Consider the following 22,772-nt stretch of genomic DNA (forward strand, 5'->3'; position numbering starts at 1 on the left):
TTCCCGGTGGCATGCGCTGCCGGGTGTCCGTGCGGGAGGGGCCTCGCCCCGCTTGACCGCTTGACTTGAGGGGGCTGGCCCAAACCATCCCCGACAGAGTGAAAGGAGGCCACTGTGGCCAAGAAAATTGACGGTTACATCAAGCTGCAGATCGCAGCTGGTGAAGCAAAGCCCAGCCCGCCGATCGGCCCCGCACTGGGTCAGCGCGGCGTGAACATCATGGGTTTCTGCAAGGAATTCAACGCCGCGACTCAGGAAGTCGAAAAGGGCACCCCGCTGCCGACCATCATCACGGTCTATTCGGACAAGTCCTTCTCCTTCGTGACGAAGACCCCGCCCGCCACCTTCTTCATCAAGAAGGCTCTGGGCCTGAAGTCGGGTTCGAAGGCTCCCGGCAAGGACAGCGTCGGCCAGATCACGCGCGCTCAGCTCGAGACGATCGCCGAGTCCAAGATGAAGGACCTCAACGCCAACGATATCGTCGCTGCCGCGAAGATCATCGAAGGTTCGGCCCGTTCGATGGGCCTGAAGATTGTGGAGGGCTGACACCATGGCCAAGCTGACCAAGAAGCAGAAGTCGCTCACCGAAAAGCTGGGTGACAATCAGAACCTGCACGGCATCGACGATGCCATCCAGTTCCTGAAGGACCTCAAGAGCGCCAAGTTCGACGAGACCCTCGAGATCTCGCTGAACCTGGGCGTTGACCCCCGCCACGCCGACCAGATGGTCCGCGGCATGGTCACCCTGCCTTCGGGCACCGGCAAGGACGTCAAGGTTGCCGTCTTCGCCCGTGGCGACAAGGCTGAGGCCGCTCTGGCCGCTGGCGCTGACCGCGTGGGCGCCGAGGACCTGCTGGAAGACATGCAGGCCGGTAACCTCGACTACGGTCGCGTCATCGCCACGCCCGACATGATGGGCGTTGTCGGTCGCCTCGGCAAGCTGCTGGGCCCCAAGGGCCTGATGCCGAACCCGAAGCTGGGCACCGTGACCCCGAACGTCGCTGAAGCGATCAAGGCTGCCAAGGGCGGCCAGATCGAGTTCCGCGTCGAAAAGGCCGGCATCATCCACGGCGGCATCGGCAAGCTGAGCTTCACCAACGAAGCCCTGCGCGCCAACTTCGACGCCTTCGTCGATGCCATCGTCAAGGCCAAGCCGTCGGGCGCCAAGGGCAAGTACCTGCGCAAGATCGGCCTCTCGACCTCGATGGGCCCCGGCCTGAAGGTCGACCTGAGCCAGGTGCACGGCGGCTGATCTTTCAGTCGTTTTGCTGACAGAGATTGGGCCGGGAGGGAAACCTTCCGGCCTTTTCTTTTGTCCGTTGCAGAACGGGAAAAGGAAATGCGAGGGGGTTACCCCCTCGCGCTCCCATGACGTCTTCCGGCGATAGGGCAGTGGCACCGAAATGAAGCGCGTCGCCTCTCCACCTGTGCAACGCAGGGCGCCGCAGGCAATCATTCTTGGCGGCAGGCTGTGCGGACGTTTCATGCCTGCGGCGCTGCGACATTGCTCTATGGCTGAACCTGTGGCGCGACGCAGACAGTCATGGGAGCGCGAGGGTGTAACACCCTCGCATTCATTCTTATCTTCTTCCCTTAAAAGCTTGAATTCAAGCCCTTCCAGTTTGCCCGGACAGATGCGAGGGATCGACCCCTTCAGCCACCCAGATCGCATGCCAGCGATCATCGACGGGCGTATCGAACAGGATCCCCGGATGGCTGTCTGCCGCGAACCAGCCATGCTCGCGCATTTCGCTTTCCAGCTGCCCGGCGCCCCAGCCTGAGTAGCCCAGAGCGATCAGCCATTGCTTCGGCCCTTCGCCTTGCGCGATGCTGGTGAGGATTTCCCGGCTTGCCGTCACCGACCATAGAGGGCTGGGCGTGATGGTGCCCGCGCCGGTGTAGTCTGGCGAGTGGATCACAAAGCCGCGCTGGGGCTCGACAGGGCCGCCGAAGTGGATCGCGGCATCGGGGGCGGTGCCCGGATCGATATCCAGATCTTTCAGCAGCATATGGAGCGAGATGCCATCCAGCTCATGCCCCACGCCGATGCCCATCGCGCCTTCCTCATTGTGGAGGCACAGAGCGATGACGGCGTCTTCGAAGCGGGTGTCGGGCATGCCGGGCAGGGCCAGCAGCAGGCGTCCGTCGAGGTGTTGGGCGTCGAGGGTAGGGGCCACGGTCATCCAGTCAAGGTAAGGCGAGGCGCAGCGCGGTGCAATGGGCAGTCGCGCCGTATCAGCGCAGATTGGCCGACGTATAGCACTCCAGCACCAGCGCCAGGACGCGATTGTCGGGCAGGCGCAGCAGGGCGCGGTTGGCCAGAATGGTGTCGGCGGGGCAGCCTGGCAGCGGGCCGCGCCGGGTGGCCAGCTTCTCGCGGCGGAAATGCAGCGCGGCCACGGCCTTGCCGAAGGGCGTGTCGGTGGTGGCCAGAAGCTGGTTCATTTCGGCGGTGAGCAGCGCGGGGTTGTACCAGTTGTGCGCTTCGGACAGCACATGAGGGCCGCAGCTGAGGCGCACATGGCGATAGCCGGGCTCTTCGGTGCCCAGCGTCTCGGGAAGGTCGGGGGCGGGCAGGGCGTCCTCGCCTTTCACCAGCGTGGCGGAGATGCGTGCCTCGGGCGCCAGCTTGCGCTGTTCGCACCACTGGGTGAGCGCCATGGTGGCGCTGTCCGTGCTGGAGAGCGTGGCCTCGAACTGGTCGATCAGCTTGCCGTGAGGGGCTTCGGGGGCGGCCTGCAGGGCAATGAGCAGGGGGAGCAGCATCAGATGCCTCCCTCAACGGCCTGATGGCCCAGCGTGGCCAGATCCCGGGCCAATTGGCTGGAGCAGGCGGCCAGTTCCTCGGCATCGGTGGAGCGGATCACGAAATTGACGCCGGTCTTGCCCTCACGGAAGAAGGGGTAGCTGCCGATCTGTACGCCCGCGAAGGCCTTTTCGGTGCTGGCCAGCAGATCCGCGACTTCGCTTTCGCCCACCCAGCAGCCCAGCGTGGCGGAGAGCACCGGCGCGCCGCCTTCCAGCGATCCGGTCAGAGCGTCGAGCATGCCGGCGGTGATCATGGGTACGCCCGCCATGATGTAGATGTTGCCCCAGCGGATGCCCGGCGCGCCGGAATAGCGGTTCGGGATCAGATCGGCGCCTTCGGGCACGCGGGCCATGCGCAGGCGCGCCTCGGTCAGCGTGCTGCCCTTGCTGGTGTAATAGGCATCGAGGATGGCGCGGGCTTCCTCATGGACCACCACGGGCACGCCCAGGGCTTCGGCGATGGCATCGACGGTGATGTCGTCATGCGTGGGGCCGATGCCGCCGGTGGTGAAGAGATAGTCGTTGCGCACCCGCAGGGCGTTCACCGCTTCCACGATGGCCTCGGTCACATCGGGCACCACGCGCACCTCGCGCAGGCGGATGCCCTGCACGCCCAGCCAGCTGGCGATCTGGGCGATGTTCTTGTCATGCGTGCGGCCCGAGAGGATCTCGTCTCCGATCACGATCAGGGCGGCGGTGTAGATGCGGGCGGAATCAGGGGAAGCAGACATGGGGGAAGGGATTAGCGGGCGGGAGCCGGGCTGGGAAGGGGGGCTGGGGCAGGGCTCTCATCGCCGATAAAGCCGATATGCAGATCGGCGGCGGAAGAGAATTTCAGCAGGCAGAGAAAGGCCTTATCGGTCTCGGCAGCATTCCGGCCGGGGTTGGCGATGCGGCCCAGCGCCAGACTGGGTTGGGCCGCCCCGGGCGCGCGCACCAGCTTGAGCATGGCCTTGCTGGAGGGGCCGCAGAACTCGCCCAATTGCCGCGCCAAAGCGGGGGCATCGTTGCGCAAGGCGTCCAGCTTGGCGACGCTGGGGGCGAGTTGCTCGCGCTCGATCATCTGCTGACGGTTGTCTTCTCCCCCGTTGAGCATTGCGGGCAGCAGAAAGCGGCGCAATTGCTGAGCCAGAGCAGGAGGATTATCACCCGGCCACAGCTTGTCGGCCACCATCAGCTTTGCGGCGCATTCCAGCTGCTGATCATTGGGCGGCGCGGCGGGGTTCAGCGTGACGGCAAAGCTGTCATAGGCTTCCTCGACCTGCGCCTGAGGGAAGCCGCAAGCGCCGATTTGCGCCTTGATGGCGTCTTGCGGAGGGGGCGGTGCGGCCTGCATCAGCAGGGCAAGGGCTGAAAGCAACATGAGCGCAAGGTGTCATGGCTTGGCCTGCGCGGCAATTGCCCGGCGGTATGATGTTTTAAAAGAAGGCCGGGGCTGTTGGCCGGATGCGCGCAAAAAGAAGCCCGGTCCCGCGACCGGATGTCGATAAAAAGAAAGCCCGGTCTTGCGACCGGGCTGTGAAAGTTTTGGGAGAGGATGCCTGAAAGGCCCGCTCCTTAAGCCGGAAAACGGTTGTTGTTGCAATTGCGAATATGACGTAGTGCAATGCATAAAATGCAACTCAGGATTTCGTTCCCTCGTTTCACCATGCGCTGATGCACGCTTCGTCGCGGTATAGCGTTCAGCTTTCCACGATCACGCCAAAAAGATCATGCGCATCGGCATCCTCGATATGGACGCGGACGATGGCGCCGGGCTCCAGATCTGCAGGCACGTCGCGCAGCAGAACCTGACCGTCGATCTCCGGCGCATCGGCCTGGCTGCGGCCCGTGGCGCCGCGATCGCCCTCTTCGTCAGCCTCACCCACCTCGTCGATGATGACGGGAATGGTGCGGCCGATTTTGCGGGCAAGACGCGCCGCGCTGATCGCCTCGGTCTTCTCCATCAGGCGGGTGTAGCGCTCTTCCTTCACCGCCTCGGGCACGGCGCCGGGCAGATCATTGGCCGTCGCACCCTCGACAGGCTCGAAACGGAAGCCGCCGACGCGATCGAGCTGCGCCTCATCCAGCCAGTCGAGCAGATACTGGAAATCCTCCTCGGTCTCGCCGGGGAAGCCCACCACGAAGGAGGAACGGATCGCCAGATCGGGGCAAATCTCGCGCCACTTCTTGATGCGTTCCAGCACCTTGGCCTCATTGGCCGGGCGCTTCATGGCGCGCAGCACATTGGGCGCGGCATGCTGGAAGGGAATGTCGAGGTAGGGCGTGATCAGCCCCTCGGCCATCAGCGGAATGATGTCGTCCACATGCGGATAAGGGTAGACGTAATGCATACGCACCCAGGGCGGCGTGCCATCAGCTGTGCGCAGATTGCCCAGCTCACGCGCCAGATCGGTCATGTGAGCGCGAACCTCCTGGCCCTTCCACATGCGGCTTTCATGGCGGATATCAACGCCATAGGCCGAAGTGTCCTGACTGATGACCAGCAGTTCCTGCGTCCCGGCCGCAACCAGCTTTTCCGCCTCGCGCAGCACGGCATCGATCCGGCGGCTCGCCAGCTTGCCGCGCAGCTGCGGGATGATGCAGAAGGAGCAGGAATGGTTGCAGCCTTCCGAAATCTTCAGATAGGAATAGTGGCGCGGCGTCAGCTTCACCTCGCCATCGCGGCTCGGGATCAGATCGACGAAGGGCCCCTGCGAGGGCGGCGCGGCAATATGCACCGCATCGACCACCTGCTCATACTGATGCGCGCCGGTGACGGCCAGCACATCGGGGAAGCGGGCGCGGATCACATCGGCCTCATTGCCCATGCAGCCTGTCACGATCACGCGACCGTTTTCGGCAATCGCCTCGCCGATGGCGGCCAGCGATTCTTCCTTGGCGGAATCGAGGAAGCCGCAGGTGTTCACCAGCACCACATCGGCGCCGGCATAATCCGGGCTCATGGCATAGCCATCGGCCCGCAAACGCGTGAGAATCCGCTCGGAATCGACAAGGGCCTTGGGACAGCCAAGGCTGACCATGCCGACCTTGGGAGCATCGGGAAGAACGGTGATCGTGTTTTCGCTGGACATAACGGACGCGCCCCTACACCCAAAGCGCCCAAAACGCTACTGCTGGCGTTATATTGCGAATGCGCGCGAAAGGATTGCACCTATGGGCCCCGTCAACTGGATCGCGGTGATCCTCGCAGCGGCGGTGGCCGCAGGCATCGCGTGGCCGTGGTACGCCCTGTTCCGCCGCGCTGTTCCGCCTGCGTGGCGTCTGTTGGTGCTGTTTTTCCCAGCCTCGCTGATCGGGCATAATTTCGCGCGGGTGGGCGTGGATGCGCTGGCGGTGAAGCCATGGCTCTACTGGATGATGAGTGGAGGCTTTGCGCTGTCGATCATCATTCCCGCGCAGGTGGTGGCCGATGGGCGGCATAAGGTGCCTTGCCGGGAAACGCTGATCGATGCCGGCTATTGGCTGGTTGCGTTTCTCGGGATGGGGACGGTGTTTTGGGTTTTGAAGTAAGAAGTTAGGAAGAGAAGATGCGAGGGGATTATCCCCTCGCGCTCCCATGACGTCTTCCGACGAAACGGTAGTGGCACCGCAGCCGAGTGCCCAATCTCTCCACCAGCGCAATGCAGAGCGCCGCAGGCATGTTATCCTGTGATCAATAGGCTGTGCGGGGTATTTTACGCCTGCGGCGCTGCAATCCGGGCGCAAGGCCGAACCCGATGCGCGACGTAGACAAACCCGGGAGCGCGAGGGTGTAACACCCTCGCATTCTCACTTCTTCTTCACGACCTTCTTGACCGCAACCTTCTCATCCACCTTCTTCTCGGCAACCCGCTTCGGCAGAAGGCCCGCAGGATCGACGGGATGGTTATCCTGCCTGATCTCGAAATGCAGCTCGTCGCGCGTTGCCTTGCCGGAGTGGCCGACCAGCCCGACTCGCTCATGCGCCTTGACGGGATCGCCTTCCTTCACGGTGATCTTGCTCAGGAAGCCATAGGCTGACTGCCAGCCGTTCCCGTGGTCGATCACGACCAGACGCCCGAAGCTGTCTGGCTCTTCCTTGGCAAACAGCACCGTGCCCGAGGCGACAGCACGCGCAGCGCTGCCTTCCGGCGCGACGATGTCGAGCCCGTCATGGAAATTGGGCTTGCCGCGCGGCGTGAAGCCACGGCGCACCGGCCCGTTCAGCGGCCATGAAAAATGCGGCGCGGCCTTGGCCGAACCGCCGTCACCATGATCCGCCTTGGCCTCGCGCGGGCTGGGGGTGTCAGCGGCGTCGTTCTCGGCGGTGGGTTTGTCCTTCCTGGCGGGCTTGTCGTCCGCTGCCACCACGGCCTTCTTGTCCGACGACAGCATCGTCGGGATCAGCAGCGACTGGCCGACATCCAGCTTGGTGCCATCCTTCAGCCCATTGGCGACCAGGATCGAGGACAGCGGCACGCCATAATGATAGGCGATGTCAAAGCCGGTCTCGCCTTCTTTCACCGTATGGCGGCGGGTGCGGGGCAGCATCAGCCGCTGCCCGGCGTGGACGTCATAGGGCGGCTTGATCGAGTTGGCCTCGATGATCAGAATGCGCGGCACCTTGGCGCGATGCGCGATGCCGCCCAGCGTCTCGCCGGGTTTCACCAGATGGACATGCTCGCGATCGAGCGGGACATCGTTCTCACCCTTCGCCTCGGCGGCAGGCTTGTGCTTTTTCGCGGGCGTCTTTTCAGGCGCCGCGACAGCGGGGGCGGCGATCACCAGAGCTGCTGCCAGCAGCGGCAGCGCCTTCACGCCTGGAACCTTGCGCCCAGCGCCGCCAGCGAAGCCTCATGCGTCAGGTCGAGCTGCAGCGGCGTCACCGAGACGAAGCCGTCGGCAATCGCTTCCAGATCGGTGTTATGACCGGTGGTGTGTTCGATGCCGTGCAGGCCGAACCAGAAGTAGCGATAGCCGCGCGGATCGGTGCCTTCGACCACCGAACCGCGTGCGTAATCATGGAAACCCTGCCTTACCACGCGAATGCCCCTTACCTGATCGCCTGCGATCGGAGGGAAATTTACGTTAACCAATGTGCGTGGCGCAATCGGGGCATTCACCAATGGTTGTAAAACTTTGTATCCCCATGCTTCTGCCGCCGAGAAGGACACCGAATCGCCCAGACCTTCCTTGGAATAGACCTGGCTGAGCGCAATCGAGCGGATTCCGGCCAGCGCGCCTTCCATCGCGGCGGAGACGGTACCCGAATAGGTCACGTCATCGCCCAGATTGGCGCCGCGGTTCACGCCCGAGAGAATCAGGTCGGGCGCGGCGGGCAGGATCTTTTTCAGCGCCATGGTCACCGAATCGGTCGGCGTGCCGCTGACGGCGAAACGGCGTTCCTCATACTGGCGCAGGCGCACCGGCCGGCTGAGCGTCAGCGAGTGGCCCGCGCCCGACTGCTCTTCCTCGGGGCAGCAGATCCAGATGTCGTCGGAAAGCTGGCGGGCGATGGCTTCCAGCACCTTCAGGCCGGGGGCGTGGATACCATCGTCATTGGTCAGCAGGATACGCATGGAGAAACTTCCGTATAAGATCAGATCAGGGGCGCAGGACGTCGAGGCCGCCCATATAGGGGCGCAGCGCCTCGGGCACGGTCACGCTGCCGTCCGTGTTCTGGTAATTCTCCAGCACGGCGACCAGCGTGCGGCCCACGGCCAGACCCGAACCGTTGAGCGTGTGCAGGAAGCGCGTGCTCTTCTGGCCCTCGGGCTTGTAGCGGGCGTCCATGCGGCGAGCCTGGAAATCGCCGCAGTTCGAGCAGGAGCTGATCTCGCGATACTTGCCCTGACCCGGCAGCCAGACCTCAAGGTCATAGGTGCGGCGCGCCGAAAAGCCCATGTCGCCAGTGCAGAGCAGCATGCGGCGATAGGGCAGGACCAGCGTTTCGAGGATATGCTCGGCAGCTTCGGTCATCCGTTCATGCTCGGCGTCCGATTCCTCGGGCGTGGTGATCGAGACCAGCTCCACCTTGTCGAACTGGTGCTGGCGGATCAACCCGCGCGTGTCCTTGCCCGCTGCCCCTGCCTCGCTGCGGAAGCAGGAGGTCAGCGCGGTAAAGCGCAGGGGCAGGGTGGCGGTCTCGACGATCTGGTCGCGGGCCAGATTGGTCAGGCTGACCTCGGCGGTGGGGATCAGCCAGCGGCCATCGGTGGTCTGGAACAGATCCTCGGCAAACTTGGGCAGCTGGGCAGTGCCGAACAGCGCCTCGTCACGCACCAGCACGGGCGGGGCGACTTCCTCATAGCCGAATTTGGTGGTGTGCGTGTCCAGCATGAACTGGCCCAGCGCGCGGCTCAGGCGGGCCACGCCGCCGCGCAGATAGGCGAAACGCGCGCCCGAAACGCTCTGGGCGCTTTCGAAATCGAGGCCCAAGGGCGCGCCGATGTCGAAATGCTCCTTCGCGCCCTCGGCGGGTTTCGGATCGCCCCAGCGCTTCACCTCGACGTTTTCGTCCTCATCCTTTCCTTCGGGCACGCCCTCGGCGGGCAGGTTGGGCAGACCCGCCAGCAGCGCGCTGACCGCCTCGGCGGCCTCGCGGTGCTGGGCTTCCAGAGCGGGGATCGTCTCCTTCAGCGTGCCCACACGCTCCATCAACTGGGCGGCCAGCGCCTCATCCTTCTTCGCCTTGGCCTGACCGATGGCCTTGGAAGCCTCGTTGCGTTCGGCCAGCAGCTCCTGAAGGCTGTTCTGGATCGAACGCGACTGGGCGTCCGCCGCCAGAATGCTGTCAGCCAGGGGAGCCAGCCCGCGCAGGGCGAGGCCTGCGTCAAAGGCTTGCGGGTTTTCGCGGATGAATCGGATATCGTGCATGTTTGCGGGGTATTGGCCTGCCCGCATCGGGTCAAGCACTGGCTTGCCGCAATGCACTATGATGGGGCACGATAGTGGCGGTTTTCGCTGGTTTCGGCAGCGGCATAAAGCGCGGCCAGCAGCAGGATCAGCGCCGCGATCATCACGCCGAGGCCATGCCAGCCCCAGCGCTCCACCACCCATGCCCCCAGCGGCGGCCCGGCCAGAGCGCCGCTCGCCCCCCATTGCGTCAGCAGCCCCTGCGCCGAGGCGATGCGCGGATCGCCGGGCTTGTCGGCCCCGCTCAGCACCGGCAGGCGGGCGAAGAGGAAGCTGCGCGCCAGCCCGCTCAGCACCACCAGCGCCATGGCCAGCGCGGTGCAGGCGATCAGCCCCGAGGCTTGCGGGATCAGCGGGGCCAGCGCAGCGGCGATGATCAGCGCAACGCAGGGCGCCCGCTCGGGCCTGCCGCCAAGGCGCAGCAGAGGCAGCGCCAGCAGCGAGCCGGGCAAGGCGGCCAGCGACACCAGCCCCGCCGCCAGCCCGGCCTGAGGCAGGGTGGCGCCTTGTCGTGCGATCAGCAGGGTGGGCAGCAGGCCGCCCAGCGCGCAGAGGAAAAGGGTGTAGCAACCAAAGCCTGCCGCCAGCAGCCATGCGCCTGGGACGGGCCATGCTCTGGCGCGGGAGGTGGTGGCCTCGGTGTGGATGCGCCATGCCAGCAGGACAGCCGCGAGGCAGGGCAGGGACCAGAGGGCGATAGCGATGCGCGGGCCCAGCCATCCGGCCAGCAGGCTGGTCAGCATGGTGCCCAGCCCCAGCCCGACAGGCACGAAGCTGCTCCACAGGATCATGGCCCGGCCACGTTGCGGTCCATCGCCCGCAAGTGCGGCGATCAGCGTGGGGGCGCTGACCACCACCAGCATATAGCCCAGCCCCTCGATGGCGCGGGTGATGTAGAGCAGGATCTGGCTCTGCGTGGAGGCCTCGACCGGGCAGGCCGCCGCGAGGACCGCCAGCCCGCCCAGAAGCACCCGACGCGGGCCGATCCGCCCCAGCGCGAGCCCGGCGACAAAGCCAAACAGCGCGCCGCCGACCTCCAGCAGGGAAATCAGCCATCCCACGCTCAGCAGATCGAGCCCGAAGAGCCCGCGCAGCACCGGCGCCAGCGCCGAGAATTTCGCCAATTGCGCGGCGGCGATCACGCCGCTCAGCCACAGGAGGATGATTTGGGGCCAGACCTTGTTCATGGCGCGGCATCTGCGCGGGGAAAGCGCCCATGCCCACGAATGAATTATGCGCGGGTTACCCCAGCGCCGTGGTCAGGCGCCCCACGCGGCCATCGGCAAGCGGCAGGCTCTCCCACAGCATGGTGCCGGAATGGATGGTGATGGCGCGGCTGCCATTGCTGCCGGTTTCGAAGCGCAGGCTGGCGAAGGGGCGCTCGAACCAGCCGCTGTCGGCAAGGCCGTCCTGAGCGGTGATGATCTCCGGCGTGGCATAGGGCCACAGCGATGTGCCCAGATAGGCCTGCGCATCCGCACCCCATGAGGCCGCCCGCCCCGGAGACGCCGCCAGCAGCCGATGCGTCACATCGCAGACCAGATGCACGCGCGCCGTCGAGCTGGCGATCAGCCGCTTGAGCGCCGCATCGCCCGAAGCGTCAGAACGTGTCGCCATCAGATCGAGCAGGCGGCGATGCTGCGCCGGATCGGGCGCATGCGTGCCGCTTTCCCAGCGCGAGACGCTGCCCTGGCTGACCCCCAGCATCTCGGCCAGATGGGTCTGCTTGATGGCGTGCAGGCGCCGGAAACGGCGCAGCGCGCGGCCAAGGGGCAGGGCATGGTCCATGGCTGCCATGCTACGCTGGCCCGGCGAGGGCGTCAAAGCCCGTCGCCCTCCACCCAATGCGAGCCGGTCAGCGTGCGGGCCAGTTGCCAGACCTGACGGCGGATATCGGGCACGGCCACGGTTTCCCAGGCCTCGCCGCGCGTCATCGGGCCGACCGCGAAGAGGCGCGGCTGAGGCTGGCCCGCCGTGTTCAGCACATGGCCCAGCCGGTCGACATCCAGACCCATGCGATGCACATCGGGCCGGGCGCGTTTCTGCCCCAGCAGATTGGCCATCAAATGAGCAGGCTTCACCGCAATATCGCCCTGAGGCCCGGTGCAGGTGATGATCCGCGTGACGTTCAGCTCTTCCAGCCGATCCGTGCCGCGGGGCTGAAGCGTGACCTGCACCCCGTCGCCGGTCTGCTCCGCCGTCTGGATGCGCCCGGCGAGGGCGGTCAGCCGCCCCTCCTGATGCATGGCGGCGAGGCGCTGCGCCACCTGAGGCGCCATGCGATGGCGATGCACATCCCACCATGGGCGCAGATGGCGCAGGAAGCGGGCTTGCTCATCAGCATCATGCAGGCGCCACAGGCTCTGGGCATGGGGGCGGATTTCGTCCACCGCCTGCCGCCAATCGACCTGCCGGGACCTCTCGCGCAGATAGCGCAGCAGCCATGAGCCATGCTTCTGCGGCGGGAAGACCGGCGGCGCATGGGGGCCGGTTTCGGCATGTACGCGCGGCATCAGGCCACGGCGAGAGCATGCGGTGATCTTGCCCCGCCAGCCCGCTTCCTCCAGCGACATGGCGACATCCACCATCGTCAGCCCGGTGCCGACCAGCAGCACATGATCGTCAGGCCTCAGCCCTTCGATGGCGCGGGGCGACCACGGATTGCTCACCGCCAGGTCGGGCGGCAGATGGGCCAGCACGGGCAAGGGCTGCGGCTCGACATGACCCGTCGCCAGCACCAGCGAGGCGGCATGCACCACCTCCCCGCTGTCGAGCTGAAGCACGGCGCGGTCCTGCCGCCATTCCACATCCACAGCATCCTGCTCCTTGAGCGTGAAGCGCGCCGGGGCATTGGCCATGGCCTTCATCAGCTGCTCGCGCAGATAGCGGCCATAGAGCACGCGAGGCACAAAGCGGTTGGCCTGTTCCTCGCTGAGCGTGTGGGGATGCTCCTCGGTGGAGAGCAGATCGGTTTCGCGGCCGTTTTCGGCATGGTCCAGCCAGCGCAGGAAATGGTCCGGATCATCGGCATGGGCGCTCATATTGTTGGCGCGGACATTGAGCAGATGCTCGGGCTGATGGGTCTGATAGGCCAGACCCCGCGCCAGTTTTTCGCGCTGGCGCTCCACCAGCACGACATGCGCACCTTGCGCCAGCAGATTGATCGCCAGCAGCGTGCCGGAAAATCCCGCGCCGACGATGGCGATGGGCAGATTGGCGGAAGAGGGAAACGATACAGGCAGAGGATGGGCAGCGATTTCAACCATGTCTTTCCATCCTGAGGGCCGGAGCCGGGCCGCATGTCGATGTGACGGCCTTTCATGTAAACTCTATCGATTTGGTAGTCTTACAAGAAATTCTTTGCCGCCCTATGCCTCGCGCAACGAGAGCGAGCGGCGCCCACAGGGGCACCGCTCGCCTGGATACCGAAGGTGGGAAGGCAGCTTAAACCTTGCGGTCGGGGGAGACGGGCGCCTCGCGCTGCGTCGCGCCGGAGGGCGCAACCGGCTTGGCCTCGCAGCCATGCGAGGCGGCCTCGGTCACCTTGGGGGCGGCCTGCGAACCGTCCGAAGCATAGGAGACGGTGCGGGTGCAGCCATTGGCATCGGTGGTGGTCGAGACATAGGTCATCTGCACGCCCGCGGGCAGCTTGTCGGCGCCGGTCATGGTCATGCCGGGGGCCGCGCCTTGCTGGGCGGCGGCATGCTGCATGGCCGAGACCTGCTGCATCATGGCATCGGCCTGACGGTCCATCATCGCCGAGACCAGCGCCATCTGCGCAAAGGGATCGGCCATCATCATCGAGGCCTGATCGGGGGCCATGGTGGCATCCTGCCGGGCATCGGTGGGCTGGATCGCGATTCGCGGTGCCACATCGCCCTCATAGCTGACCTGCGCCACCGAACCGTCGGGCAGATTGACCAGCATGGTGTGCAGCTTGGCGGTGGCGGCTTCGGCCGCGCAGGCAACGCCCAGCGACAGGGCAGCGGCGCCGATCAGGACTTTGGGTGACAGTCGGATGAGTTTGCGCATGAAAAGCCTCCTCGTGATGGCGAGAACCTATCTCCTCCGGCTGAACCGTGGATGAAGCATGGTGTAACCCTCCTGCCCTTGCGGACAGGGGAGCCCCGCGTGGAACAAAGCCCCCGGCGGGGTGCTTTTCGAAAGGTAAGATCAACCATAAAGGGTCGTGATATCATGAAGAAAGAGCTTGTCCTGTGGCCGCTGACCCTGCTGGCCTGCGCTTGCGACAATGGCGCCGGGCAGGCGGCGGGACAGGCCCAGCAGAGCGCCGCATCGGCTGTGTCGAGCGCCGCGCCATCTGCCGATCCGCGCGCACGGGATGTTGCCACGATCAATCAGGCGCTGCCCCTGCCGCAGGGCGTGGCGCCTGTGCCCGCCCAGCCCGGGCCTCATGCCGCGCCCGATCCCTTTATCATCCGCGCCGAGGTGCTGCTGGCCCGGGCGCGGTTTTCCCCCGGCGTGATCGACGGCAAGCTGGGCACCAATCTGCGCCACGCCGTCGCCGCTTTTCAGGGCGCGCATGACCTGCCCGACAGTGGCACCATCGATGGCAAGACATGGCAGGCGTTGCTGGCGCAGGCTCAGGGCGGGCGCGGCGTGGCGCAGATGTACACGCTGACGGCTCAGGACGTGCAGGGGCCCTTTGCGCCGAATGTGGGCGAGGATTTCGTCAAGCTGGCGGCGCTGCCCGGTGGGCCGCAATATGGCAGCTCGCTCGAAGCTCTGGCCGAGCGGTTCCATATGAGTCAGGATTTGCTCACTGCGCTGAACCCCGGTGTCGATCTGACCAAAGCGGGGCAGCGCATTCTGGTGGTCGATGCTGCGCCGCCCGCTTTCACCAAGGGTGATGTGGCACGTATCGAGGTCTCCAAATCGGAGGAAGCCGTGCGGGCCTATGGCAAGGACGGCACGCTCATCGCCTTCTACCCCGCCACCGTGGGATCGACCGAGCGCCCGTCGCCCAGCGGCAATCACAAGGTGGTGGGCGTGGCCTGGCATCCCGATTACACCTATGATCCCGCCAAGCTGAAATGGGGGCCGCGCTCGGCGGGGAAACTGGTGATCAAGCCGGGGCCGAACAATCCGGTCGGCGCGGTGTGGATCGATCTCAATGCGCCCAGCTACGGCCTGCACGGCACGCCCGAACCCGACACCATCGGCAAGACAGCCAGCCATGGCTGCGTGCGGATGACCAATTGGGATGCCGAAGCGCTGGCGGGCGGCGTGCTGCCGGGCATTGCGGTGAACTTCGTGGGAAACCGGGAGGCTTGATTCTTCAGGCGAAGCGCTTTTTCTCGGTCACGTCGATCTGCACCACCTTGCCCGCGTGAATGGTGAGGGCGATGTGGCCATAATCCAGCCGCTGGAGCGCGTTGCGCACCTCGGTCAGCGTGGTGTCCAGAGCGTTAGGGATGGCGTCCGGAGCTGCGGGTGGCACATCGAGGCGCTGGATGGGGATGGTCATGATCGTCTCCGTCAGGCGGGATCGCCATGGTCTTTATACCCTATTCGATAAATAGGAATAAATATGGTCCGTCAGGGTTGAAGCTGAAGATTTTCTAGGGCCTCGGCAAAGAAGCGTTGCGGGACAATTGCCTATCTAATGAGTAGGAAATAAGGCGTCGGCGCGGAAGACGGATTTTGCCCATCCCATCCTTCCGCGCCGATCGACCGGCGCTCCACGGTAAGGGCCGTCACGGCCTCGCCATCATGGCTGACATGGATGGCCCGGTTCATATCTGGCAGCATCTCATCCACGGTCCCGAAGGAGAGTTTGCCATGCAGGCCATGCGGTCGGCCTGACGCTGCGTGCAGTGCGCGCAAGCATGGCCGCTCTCCGGCGTTGCGGGCCTTGATGCAGGTCTATGCCGAAACTGCAAAGCGCATGGGGCTGGCCCTTTCCCGAAGCTCTGCCCCGGGCGTTCCGGGATCAGGCGGCGATGGTCAGCCGGTTGCGCCCGCCATCCTTGGCGCGATAGAGCGCGGCATCGGCATCGCGCAGGATCTGTTCCGCAGTTTCGCCCGGAACCAGCGGAGCCAGACCCACGCTGACGGTGACGCTCACCACCTCACCGGTCAGTGAACGGCTTTCGCTGGCGGCCAGCCTCAGCCGCACCCTCTCGCACAGCAGCCGCGCCTGATCGAGGGAGGCCCCGCGGAACAGCACCGCGAATTCCTCGCCGCCCAGCCGCGCCACCACATGGCCCGCGCTTTCGTCATGCGCCGTGGTGCCGTGCAACACCGCCGCGAAAAGGGTCAGCACGCGGTCGCCGGTGGCATGGCCATAGCGATCGTTGATCAGCTTGAAGTGATCGAGGTCGAACAGCGCCAGACAGCCGCCCCGATGGCTGGTGACCGCCGTTTCCAGCGCGCTATCGAAGGCGCGGCGGTTGGCCAGACCCGTCAGCGGGTCGGTCATCGCCTGGCGTTCCAGCTCATCCATGGCCATGCGGCGGCGGGTGGTGTCGCGGATGATCGAGATCGTGCCATTGGGCTGGCCGTCGGCGCCCGGCGCGCCGCACATATGGCTCTCCACCCAGACGGCGGTGCCGTCCTTGCGGATCAGGCGGTATTCGACGCTGATGGTCTGTTCGGAGTTTTCGAGGGTGCGATGGCGCGCCTCGACCACGGCGGGCAGATCGGCGGCGAGCACGATGTCATAGGCACAGCGGCTCACCAGATCCTCCGGGCGGTAGCCCCATTCGCGCAGCGCGGCGGGCGAGACATAGCGGATCGTGCCATCGGCCCCCAGCCGCATCATCACATCGCTGGTGCGCTCGATGATCAGACGGTGCAGGGCATCGGCGGCGCGGACCTGACGCAGCAAATGCTGGCGGGCCTCCAGCTCCCCGGCCAGCGGCAGCAGGATCACCACCACCGAGGCGAAATAGATCTGCAGCACCTCCAGCCTCAGCGTCATGGTGGCATGCAGCAGCATGGTCGGCCCAAGCCCGGCCAGCGAGCAGCCAAGGCCCACCGTCAGCAGGATCACCACCGAGGCCACCGCCCCGAAGCGCCCCAGCCGGAAGGTGGCCGCCACCATCGGCACGATGGGCAGCACCACCAGCGGCACCACATCCTGCCCGAAGGTGATCGCCGCGCAAAGCGTGACCGCGCCCAGCAGCCCGGTGGCCTCCAGCGCCTGTGGGCGGCGCACGCTGCGCAGCCAGCCGCCGATCTGTCCGCGCAGGGCCAGCAGCAGCGGCGGGGAAAAGACCACGAAGCCCAGAGCATGGGCGGTAAACCAGTCGCGCCACGCCGAGCCATAGGGGATGCCCTTGGCCAGATGCGCGCATACCGCCCCGGCCAGCGCGCTGACGGCAGGCACCAGCAGGCCGACCACGACGATAAAGCGCAGCGCTTCGGTCACGGATTCGAAGCGGCCGAAGCGGGGGTGGACGCGCTTCATCAGCCAGGCCGCGCTCCAGGCCTCGGCCACGCCGATCACCGCAAGAGGCAGGGTCAGCCAGCCGCCGAAGCCGAACAGGCCGATCGAGGCGATGCCGGCGGGCAGGCAGGCCAGCAGCAATGGCCACCAGCGGCGGCGCGGGGTGATCGAGAGCAGCGAAAACAGCACCGCGCCCGCCAGCCAGACGATCGCCACCCCGCCGTCAAAGCGCGTCAGCTGCAGCGCGATGGCGGTACACAGAAAATAGGCGCCCGCCGCGAAGAGCGCCTTGAACAGCGGGAATGAAGCAGAAGAACGGGGCGACACCGACATGCCCATCCCTTGCCCGAAAACGGTTAATGAATGCCTTGTTGACGGCGTAAAGAGGTGTTTCAGGCCGGTCCGGGGCCGTCCTGATCGGGCAGGGGATCGTCCTGAGGCGTCTCTCTGGGCGGCATGGGGCTGTAGGGCACGCCCGAGGGATGGGGCACCTGCGGCGCATCGGGCTGGGGGCCGTCGGGCGGTTCGGGGGTGGTGGCCATGGTGGTTCTCCTTGCTGGCTGGTTGGGGTTTAGCGGCTCAGCAGGTCCTTGACCTGATCGATCACATCGCCCTGCGAATAAGGCTTGGCGAGAAAGCGTCCGTCTTCCGGCATATCCTCGCCGCTGACCTGCCGTTGGCCCGAGGTCAGCAGCAGGCGGATGCCCGGCCAGCGACGATGCACCAGCTCGGCCAGTTCGACGCCATTCATGCTGCCGGGCATGTCGATATCGCTGAAGAGCAGCCGCACATCGGGGGCCTGCTCCAGCAGGGTGATGGCCTCATCGGCGCTGGCGGCCTCCAGCACCTGATACCCCTGATCCTCCAGAAGATCGACGCCGTTCATGCGGATCATCGGCTCATCTTCGACCACCAGCACCATCGTGCCTCTGTCGATTCTCGGGCCCATAACCGTTCTCCTGCCTGTGTGGCCAAGCCCCGGTCAGGGCGTGGGTCTGGACTGTTGCGAACGCCTGAGACGGCGTGAGGATGCATCGTGTCTTAACTTTATTCCGCCGGGCCCGAAGCCGCCTGTGCTGTGGCATGGCGCTGCACCTCGCAATTCAGCTCGGCGCCGAAGAGCAGGGCGTAGATCGAGAGATAGAGCCATGTCAGCAGCACCACCGGCGCGCTGAGCGAGCCGTAAGTGGCGCTGTAATTGCCGAAACGCGCGACATAGACCCCGAAGCCCAAAGCCAGCAGCATCCAGCAGGCAGAGGCCAGCAGCGACCCCGGATTGAGCCAGACCCAGCGCGCATTTTTCCGCGAGGGGCCGTAGCGATAGAGGATCGCCGAGGCCGCCGTGCCGCTGAGGCCCAGGATGCCGTAGGTGGTCAGCTTGCCCAGCACCAGCAGCACGATGGGCGCGCCGGGCACGAGCTTTTGCAAATGCCCCAGCGCCGTGATCGCCACCATGGCGAGGATGACGGTCAACACCGCCAGACCGGTCGTGCCGATGGCCAGCAGGGTGACGATGATATAGCTGCGCCGCTCCTTCACCTCATAGGCGATGTTGAGCGCGGTGATGATCGACCCGGCCCCGTTGCGCGCGGCAAACAGCGCCAGCGCCAGCGCAAACAGCGCGCCGAAGCCCTTCTTGCCGCTGGAGGTCTGGACCACCTCCATCAGCTGCTGCCCCACGAAATGGGCGGCATCGGGCGGCATCACCGAGGTCAGGGATCTCATGTCCCGCACCACCGTTTCCGGATCGGCGACCATCCCATAGGTCAGCACCACCGCGCCCAGCAGCGGCACCAGCGCCAGAAAGGCGTAAAAGGCCACACCTGCCGAAATCAGCGCGATGTTGTCATTGCCGGCTTCCTGCCAGCTGTCCCACAGCGCCCTGCGCCAGGCTTTCGGGGAGAGCCGGTGGAAGGCATCGGCCTGCACGGCTTGTGCTTCATGAGCCGGTGGCTGGCCTCCTGCGCCTCTATCCATCGATTGCTGCCCCTGTTGTGTTCGATCCCCGGCATCGCCCCGATGCCGGTCATACTCTCAATGCCGGGGCAAGGCTTTGGGTTCCATTTCATGATATTGCGCGCGGGCCGGGCATGCTCTGCCTTACGCGCTATGCGCCTGCCGTTCCGAGCGCTGGCGGATGACATTGAGCACCGCCCCGTGGAAATCATTGAGGAACAGATGGCCCCACAGATCGCAATAGGCGTTGATCGGGGTGGCGATGCGGTAGCGGGTGGTCAGTGTCAGCCGGGTGCGGCCCTGAGGCAGGGGGGAGAGGCGGTATTCGCCGCCCAACAGCTTGAGATAGGGGCTGTCCACCTTGATATGGCCCTCCACCGCCTTGGGGATCGAGCCCGGGCCGAAGCGGAAGGTCCAGCTGAGCGCGCGATCCTGCTGCCAGCCGGTGACGACCTCCTCGAAGGTGACGCCTTTGGTCCAGCGCAGATGGCGCACGGCGCCCACGCCCTGGCTGTCGATGCGGGCATCGATGGGGCGGGGTACGCCGACGATGTTATGGCTGAAGGTCCAGCGGCGCTCCTCCGGCCTGATTTCGGGGATTTCCACCGTGTTGCGCCAGACGACCTGCGGTGGCGCGTCTATGTCCATCACCGTCTGCACCTGATCCTCCAGCGGCGGCGCGGGAGCTGATGGCGCTCCGGGCAGGCCGAAGAGCGGCAGCGCCATGAAGCAGGAGGCCACCGAGCGCGAACGCAGCTTGCGCAGGCACAGGAAGGTCAGCCACGATCCCAGCGCCGATCCTGCGAAGAAAAAGGGCGCGGCCATGGCGACGCAGATGCCCCCTTCGCGCAGCACCACGAAGGACAGCAGGATAAACAGCGTGATGCAGATCCAGCCGATCTTGATGTTGCGCTTGAGGCGGCCTTCCCCGCGCGGATCGGCGGCGATGGTGGCGACGCTGGCAATCGCCATGGGGAAGAACAGTAGCCCGCCGAAAAACGGCAAGGGGTTATCCGAGGCATCCCCGCTCCAGATCAGCGCGTACATGATCAGGCCATAGACCAGCGCGGCGGGGACCGCGAAAAGCAGCCGCTCGGTGATGGAGGGGCGCGGCATGGCCGGGTCTGGCGGGCGAGCCTCTGGCGGGGGTGTGTCTGGCGAGGTCACGGGGAATTGCTTTCACTGCGTCGGGCCGGTTGGCAGGCAGTGTGAAGCAAACTGCGGAATACAGGCAACAAAAAAGCCCAACAAAAAAGGCGGTGACCGAAGCCACCGCCTTTCCTGTTCGTTCCCGAAAGGGACCAGATCTTAGCGCGAGTAGAACTCGACGACCAGATTGGGTTCCATCTTCACGGGGTAAGGCACCTCGTCCAGCGTGGGGACGCGGACGAAGGTCGCCTTGTCGGCCTCGGCGGCCACATAGTCGGGGATCTCGCGCTCGGGCAGAACCTGAGCTTCGGCGATCAGGGCCATTTCCTTGGCCTTCTTGCCGAGCGAGATCACGTCGCCGGGGCGCACGCGACGCGAAGCGATGTTGCACTTCACGCCGTTCACGAAGATGTGACCGTGCGACACGATCTGACGGGCCGAGAAGATGGTCGGCGCGAACTTGGCGCGGTACACGACCATGTCCAGACGCTGCTCCAGCAGACCGATCAGGTTCTGGCCGGTGTCGCCCTTCAGGCGTGCGGCTTCCTGATAGGTGGCCTTGAACTGCTTCTCGGTCACGTCGCCGTAGTAGCCCTTCAGCTTCTGCTTGGCGCGCAGCTGCAGACCGAAGTCCGAAACCTTGCCCTTGCGGCGCTGACCGTGCTGGCCCGGGCCGTAGCTGCGGCGGTTGACCGAGCTCTTGGGACGGCCCCAGATGTTCTCGCCAAGGCGGCGATCGATTTTGTACTTAGATGCGTGGCGCTTCGACAAAGGCCATTCCTTCCTATTTGCATGCCCGGCCGATGCCGCTTCGCGAGCACCGGGCGCCGGTCTGTTTCATCCGGCGCGCACCCTGCAAGCGACTCCTGCAGGCGGCCACCGCTTCACCGGAGTGCGGGGCCAATGGAAAGGCCCGCCGGTGAGGGCGGGCTCCATGTAGGGACGGGCCGTTAGCGGCTTGAGGCTGCTTCGTCAAGCGCCCATACTGCTGACGGCGTCAGATCAGGTGCCGGGGCCTTTCAGCGAAGGACCGGCGCCGTTGAGCGCGCCGTCCGCCGCTGACTGGTTCGCCTTGTCGATCGAGGCCCATTCCTCCTTGGAATGGCAGACATAGCGCGGCATCACCGAGCCCAAAGATGTGTCAGCACGGCAGATCTTCTTGGGCTTGGCGGCCTTGGCAGAAGACGCCGCCGCTGCTGGCGCATCCTGAGCCAGAGCGGGAACGGCAAGAGCTGCCCCCGCCAGCATGGCGAGAGAAAGAAGAAAACGCATGGAATTTGCCCCTGTTGCAAACTGTTGCTGCAGCTTGCCAGCGTAACGCGCGGACGCAAGGGGCAATATGCCGGAATGCGATCAGTCGCGCCGTTCACGCCCCAGGGCGGAAAGGATGCCGCGCATGGTCCGCACCTCCAGATGGTTCCACTGCGGCTTGGTCAGCATGGAACGCAGCGTGCGGTGCGTGGCGGCGGCGCGGCTTTCGGGGAAGAAATAGCCCTTGGGTTCCAGCAGGGCCTCGAAATGGCCGATCATGCCTTCCAGCTCATCCTGCGGGGCAGGGGGGAGCAGCTCTTCCTGCGTGGGCTGGGCCAGTTCCCCGGCGCGTCCGACACCTTTGGACCATTCATAGGCGCAAAGAATCACCGCCTGCGCCAGATTGAGCGAGGCGAATTCCGGGTTGATCGGCACGGTGATGATGGCGCGGGCCAGCGCCACATCGTCGGTTTCAAGGCCCGAACGCTCGGGGCCGAAGACGATGGCGCTGCGGCTCTGCGCGGCATTGGTGTGGATTTCGCGCGAGGCTTCCTCGGGCGTCAGCACCGGCTTGGTCACGCCGCGCTTGCGCACGGTGGTGGCATAGACATGGGCGCAATCATGCACCGCCTCGGCCAGACTTTCGAAGACCTGTGCCTGTTCCAGCACCACATCGGCCCCCGAAGCGGCGGGCCCGGCGCTGGGATTGGGCCAGCCGTCTCGTGGCGAGACCAGCCGCATTTCGGTGAGGCCGAAGTTGAGCATGGCGCGCGCGGCCTTGCCGATGTTCTCGCCCAGCTGCGGGCGCACCAGCACGATAACGGGTTTGTTAGTCATGGGCCCGGCTCCCGATATCGCGGACATTGCTGGCGAATTCCTCGAAGTCACGCGCTTCGGAGAAATCGCGATAGACCGAGGCGAAACGGATATAAGCCACGCTGTCGAGCTGGCGCAGGCCCTCCATCACCATCTCGCCGATGGCGTGGCTGGCGATTTCGCTTTCACCCATGGTCTCGATCTGGCGCTGGATGCCGCTGACCAGCTGGTCCAGCCGTTCCTGAGCGATGCCACGCTTGCGGCAGGCCAGCGAAACGGATTTGTCGATCTTGGAGCGATCGAAAGGTTCGCGGCGAGTGGGGGCGTCAGAGGCGCCCCCACTCTTGATCACGAAAACCTCACGCAGCTGTACGCGCTCAAAGGTGCTGAACCGTCCGCCGCAGTTTTCACACTGGCGGCGGCGGCGGATCGCGGTGTTGTCCTCGGCGGGACGCGAATCCTTCACCTGGGTGTTGTCATGGGCGCAGAAAGGGCAACGCAAGGT

General features: G+C 65.4%; 26 protein-coding genes. 4 read left to right on the forward strand and 22 right to left on the reverse strand.

Annotation, left to right across the window (positions count from 1 at the left end):
• The first annotated feature begins 114 nt into the window (after positions 1-114).
• Entirely contained in the window at positions 115-546 is a 432-nt protein-coding gene (gene rplK / locus HGK27_RS06710) for a 50S ribosomal protein L11 (RefSeq protein ID WP_206239777.1), read from the forward strand.
• A gap of 4 nt (positions 547-550) precedes the next feature.
• Complete coding sequence (gene rplA / locus HGK27_RS06715; RefSeq protein WP_206239779.1) at positions 551-1,252, forward strand: 50S ribosomal protein L1; 702 nt, start codon at positions 551-553, stop codon at positions 1,250-1,252.
• Between the two features lie 355 nt (positions 1,253-1,607).
• On the opposite strand, the gene HGK27_RS06720 is transcribed toward rplA, so the two are convergent.
• From HGK27_RS06720 to rimO, 5 genes are all read right to left on the reverse strand, one after another.
• Positions 1,608-2,177, reverse strand: a complete 570-nt coding sequence (locus HGK27_RS06720) for a YqgE/AlgH family protein (RefSeq protein ID WP_322099019.1) — start codon at positions 2,175-2,177, stop codon at positions 1,608-1,610.
• A 58-nt stretch (positions 2,178-2,235) separates the two neighbouring features.
• Positions 2,236-2,766, reverse strand: coding sequence for a hypothetical protein (locus HGK27_RS06725; RefSeq protein ID WP_206239781.1), 531 nt, complete (start codon positions 2,764-2,766; stop codon positions 2,236-2,238).
• Complete coding sequence (locus tag HGK27_RS06730) at positions 2,766-3,539, reverse strand: competence/damage-inducible protein A (RefSeq protein ID WP_206239782.1); 774 nt, start codon at positions 3,537-3,539, stop codon at positions 2,766-2,768. Before HGK27_RS06730 ends, HGK27_RS06725 begins: the two co-directional genes overlap by 1 nt.
• Positions 3,540-3,550: 11 nt before the next feature.
• On the reverse strand, positions 3,551-4,171 hold the full coding sequence (locus HGK27_RS06735) for a hypothetical protein (RefSeq protein ID WP_206239784.1): 621 nt from the start codon (positions 4,169-4,171) through the stop codon (positions 3,551-3,553).
• A 319-nt stretch (positions 4,172-4,490) separates the two neighbouring features.
• Positions 4,491-5,882 carry a 30S ribosomal protein S12 methylthiotransferase RimO gene (gene rimO / locus HGK27_RS06740; RefSeq protein ID WP_206239786.1) on the reverse strand — a complete coding sequence of 464 codons (1,392 nt, stop codon included), beginning with the start codon at positions 5,880-5,882 and terminating at the stop codon, positions 4,491-4,493.
• 82 nt (positions 5,883-5,964) lie between these two features.
• Between rimO and HGK27_RS06745 the strand changes: the two genes are divergently transcribed.
• On the forward strand, positions 5,965-6,321 hold the full coding sequence (locus HGK27_RS06745) for a DUF1761 domain-containing protein (protein ID WP_206239788.1): 357 nt from the start codon (positions 5,965-5,967) through the stop codon (positions 6,319-6,321).
• 258 nt (positions 6,322-6,579) lie between these two features.
• Here the strand turns inward: HGK27_RS06745 and HGK27_RS06750 are convergent, their stop codons facing one another.
• From HGK27_RS06750 to HGK27_RS06780, 7 genes are all read right to left on the reverse strand, one after another.
• Positions 6,580-7,587 (reverse strand): M23 family metallopeptidase, encoded by a 1,008-nt coding sequence (locus tag HGK27_RS06750; RefSeq protein ID WP_206239790.1) that lies wholly within the window; start codon positions 7,585-7,587, stop codon positions 6,580-6,582.
• Positions 7,584-8,348, reverse strand: a complete 765-nt coding sequence (gene surE, locus HGK27_RS06755; protein ID WP_206239792.1) for a 5'/3'-nucleotidase SurE — start codon at positions 8,346-8,348, stop codon at positions 7,584-7,586. The genes HGK27_RS06750 and surE overlap by 4 nt, the downstream gene beginning before the upstream one ends.
• 25 nt (positions 8,349-8,373) lie before the next feature.
• Positions 8,374-9,645 carry a serine--tRNA ligase gene (gene serS / locus HGK27_RS06760; protein WP_206239794.1) on the reverse strand — a complete coding sequence of 424 codons (1,272 nt, stop codon included), beginning with the start codon at positions 9,643-9,645 and terminating at the stop codon, positions 8,374-8,376.
• A gap of 56 nt (positions 9,646-9,701) precedes the next feature.
• Positions 9,702-10,871, reverse strand: coding sequence for an MFS transporter (locus HGK27_RS06765; RefSeq protein ID WP_206239796.1), 1,170 nt, complete (start codon positions 10,869-10,871; stop codon positions 9,702-9,704).
• Between the two features lie 55 nt (positions 10,872-10,926).
• On the reverse strand, positions 10,927-11,481 hold the full coding sequence (locus tag HGK27_RS06770; RefSeq protein ID WP_206239797.1) for a helix-turn-helix transcriptional regulator: 555 nt from the start codon (positions 11,479-11,481) through the stop codon (positions 10,927-10,929).
• Positions 11,482-11,504: 23 nt separating this feature from the next.
• Positions 11,505-12,950, reverse strand: a complete 1,446-nt coding sequence (locus tag HGK27_RS06775) for an FAD/NAD(P)-binding protein (RefSeq protein WP_206239799.1) — start codon at positions 12,948-12,950, stop codon at positions 11,505-11,507.
• 178 nt (positions 12,951-13,128) lie between these two features.
• The gene (locus HGK27_RS06780; protein ID WP_241126895.1) at positions 13,129-13,716 is read right to left on the reverse strand and encodes a hypothetical protein; all 588 of its coding nucleotides are present in this window, start codon (positions 13,714-13,716) and stop codon (positions 13,129-13,131) included.
• Positions 13,717-13,881: 165 nt separating this feature from the next.
• Between HGK27_RS06780 and HGK27_RS06785 the strand changes: the two genes are divergently transcribed.
• Complete coding sequence (locus HGK27_RS06785) at positions 13,882-14,979, forward strand: L,D-transpeptidase family protein (protein ID WP_206239801.1); 1,098 nt, start codon at positions 13,882-13,884, stop codon at positions 14,977-14,979.
• A gap of 4 nt (positions 14,980-14,983) precedes the next feature.
• Here HGK27_RS06785 and HGK27_RS06790 read toward each other — a convergent pair whose 3' ends face one another.
• The 10 genes from HGK27_RS06790 to nrdR all read right to left on the reverse strand — a co-directional run bounded on the left by HGK27_RS06790 (position 14,984) and on the right by nrdR (position 22,769).
• Positions 14,984-15,172: a YezD family protein gene (locus HGK27_RS06790; protein WP_206239803.1), complete on the reverse strand. Its 189-nt coding sequence runs from the start codon at positions 15,170-15,172 to the stop codon at positions 14,984-14,986.
• Positions 15,173-15,637: 465 nt separating this feature from the next.
• Complete coding sequence (locus HGK27_RS06795; RefSeq protein ID WP_206239805.1) at positions 15,638-17,428, reverse strand: sensor domain-containing diguanylate cyclase; 1,791 nt, start codon at positions 17,426-17,428, stop codon at positions 15,638-15,640.
• Between the two features lie 59 nt (positions 17,429-17,487).
• Positions 17,488-17,637: a hypothetical protein gene (locus tag HGK27_RS06800; protein ID WP_206239807.1), complete on the reverse strand. Its 150-nt coding sequence runs from the start codon at positions 17,635-17,637 to the stop codon at positions 17,488-17,490.
• A gap of 29 nt (positions 17,638-17,666) precedes the next feature.
• The gene (locus tag HGK27_RS06805) at positions 17,667-18,044 is read right to left on the reverse strand and encodes a response regulator (RefSeq protein ID WP_206239809.1); all 378 of its coding nucleotides are present in this window, start codon (positions 18,042-18,044) and stop codon (positions 17,667-17,669) included.
• Positions 18,045-18,142: 98 nt separating this feature from the next.
• Positions 18,143-19,072, reverse strand: coding sequence for a YihY/virulence factor BrkB family protein (locus HGK27_RS06810; RefSeq protein ID WP_206239811.1), 930 nt, complete (start codon positions 19,070-19,072; stop codon positions 18,143-18,145).
• Between the two features lie 123 nt (positions 19,073-19,195).
• A complete protein-coding gene (locus HGK27_RS06815; protein ID WP_206239812.1) occupies positions 19,196-20,218 on the reverse strand; it encodes an SRPBCC family protein in 1,023 nt (340 codons plus the stop codon).
• 141 nt (positions 20,219-20,359) lie between these two features.
• Complete coding sequence (rpsD, locus tag HGK27_RS06820) at positions 20,360-20,971, reverse strand: 30S ribosomal protein S4 (protein WP_068081069.1); 612 nt, start codon at positions 20,969-20,971, stop codon at positions 20,360-20,362.
• 231 nt (positions 20,972-21,202) lie between these two features.
• Positions 21,203-21,472, reverse strand: a complete 270-nt coding sequence (locus tag HGK27_RS06825) for a hypothetical protein (protein ID WP_241126897.1) — start codon at positions 21,470-21,472, stop codon at positions 21,203-21,205.
• 81 nt (positions 21,473-21,553) lie between these two features.
• Complete coding sequence (locus HGK27_RS06830; protein ID WP_206239813.1) at positions 21,554-22,288, reverse strand: RNA methyltransferase; 735 nt, start codon at positions 22,286-22,288, stop codon at positions 21,554-21,556.
• The gene (nrdR, locus tag HGK27_RS06835) at positions 22,281-22,769 is read right to left on the reverse strand and encodes a transcriptional regulator NrdR (RefSeq protein WP_206239814.1); all 489 of its coding nucleotides are present in this window, start codon (positions 22,767-22,769) and stop codon (positions 22,281-22,283) included. Before nrdR ends, HGK27_RS06830 begins: the two co-directional genes overlap by 8 nt.
• Positions 22,770-22,772 lie beyond the last annotated feature (3 nt).

The organism is Novosphingobium terrae, assembly GCF_017163935.1.
GTDB classification, from domain to species: Bacteria; Pseudomonadota; Alphaproteobacteria; order Sphingomonadales; family Sphingomonadaceae; genus Novosphingobium; species Novosphingobium terrae.

Bases quoted from the DNA above. Each gene is read 5' to 3' on its own strand.
- rplA (WP_206239779.1), top strand. From the start codon at position 551: ATGGCCAAGCTGACCAAGAAGCAGAAGTCGCTCACCGAAAAGCTGGGT.
- HGK27_RS06725 (WP_206239781.1), bottom strand. From the start codon at position 2,766: ATGCTGCTCCCCCTGCTCATTGCCCTGCAGGCCGCCCCCGAAGCCCCT.
- HGK27_RS06730 (WP_206239782.1), bottom strand. From the start codon at position 3,539: ATGTCTGCTTCCCCTGATTCCGCCCGCATCTACACCGCCGCCCTGATC.
- HGK27_RS06735 (WP_206239784.1), bottom strand. From the start codon at position 4,171: ATGTTGCTTTCAGCCCTTGCCCTGCTGATGCAGGCCGCACCGCCCCCT.
- rimO (WP_206239786.1), bottom strand. From the start codon at position 5,882: ATGTCCAGCGAAAACACGATCACCGTTCTTCCCGATGCTCCCAAGGTC.
- HGK27_RS06745 (WP_206239788.1), top strand. From the start codon at position 5,965: ATGGGCCCCGTCAACTGGATCGCGGTGATCCTCGCAGCGGCGGTGGCC.
- surE (WP_206239792.1), bottom strand. From the start codon at position 8,348: ATGCGTATCCTGCTGACCAATGACGATGGTATCCACGCCCCCGGCCTG.
- serS (WP_206239794.1), bottom strand. From the start codon at position 9,645: ATGCACGATATCCGATTCATCCGCGAAAACCCGCAAGCCTTTGACGCA.
- HGK27_RS06765 (WP_206239796.1), bottom strand. From the start codon at position 10,871: ATGAACAAGGTCTGGCCCCAAATCATCCTCCTGTGGCTGAGCGGCGTG.
- HGK27_RS06770 (WP_206239797.1), bottom strand. From the start codon at position 11,481: ATGGCAGCCATGGACCATGCCCTGCCCCTTGGCCGCGCGCTGCGCCGT.
- HGK27_RS06775 (WP_206239799.1), bottom strand. From the start codon at position 12,950: ATGGTTGAAATCGCTGCCCATCCTCTGCCTGTATCGTTTCCCTCTTCC.
- HGK27_RS06780 (WP_241126895.1), bottom strand. From the start codon at position 13,716: ATGCGCAAACTCATCCGACTGTCACCCAAAGTCCTGATCGGCGCCGCT.
- HGK27_RS06785 (WP_206239801.1), top strand. From the start codon at position 13,882: ATGAAGAAAGAGCTTGTCCTGTGGCCGCTGACCCTGCTGGCCTGCGCT.
- HGK27_RS06790 (WP_206239803.1), bottom strand. From the start codon at position 15,172: ATGACCATCCCCATCCAGCGCCTCGATGTGCCACCCGCAGCTCCGGAC.
- HGK27_RS06795 (WP_206239805.1), bottom strand. From the start codon at position 17,428: ATGTCGGTGTCGCCCCGTTCTTCTGCTTCATTCCCGCTGTTCAAGGCG.
- HGK27_RS06800 (WP_206239807.1), bottom strand. From the start codon at position 17,637: ATGGCCACCACCCCCGAACCGCCCGACGGCCCCCAGCCCGATGCGCCG.
- HGK27_RS06805 (WP_206239809.1), bottom strand. From the start codon at position 18,044: ATGGGCCCGAGAATCGACAGAGGCACGATGGTGCTGGTGGTCGAAGAT.
- HGK27_RS06810 (WP_206239811.1), bottom strand. From the start codon at position 19,072: ATGGATAGAGGCGCAGGAGGCCAGCCACCGGCTCATGAAGCACAAGCC.
- HGK27_RS06825 (WP_241126897.1), bottom strand. From the start codon at position 21,472: ATGCGTTTTCTTCTTTCTCTCGCCATGCTGGCGGGGGCAGCTCTTGCC.
- HGK27_RS06830 (WP_206239813.1), bottom strand. From the start codon at position 22,288: ATGACTAACAAACCCGTTATCGTGCTGGTGCGCCCGCAGCTGGGCGAG.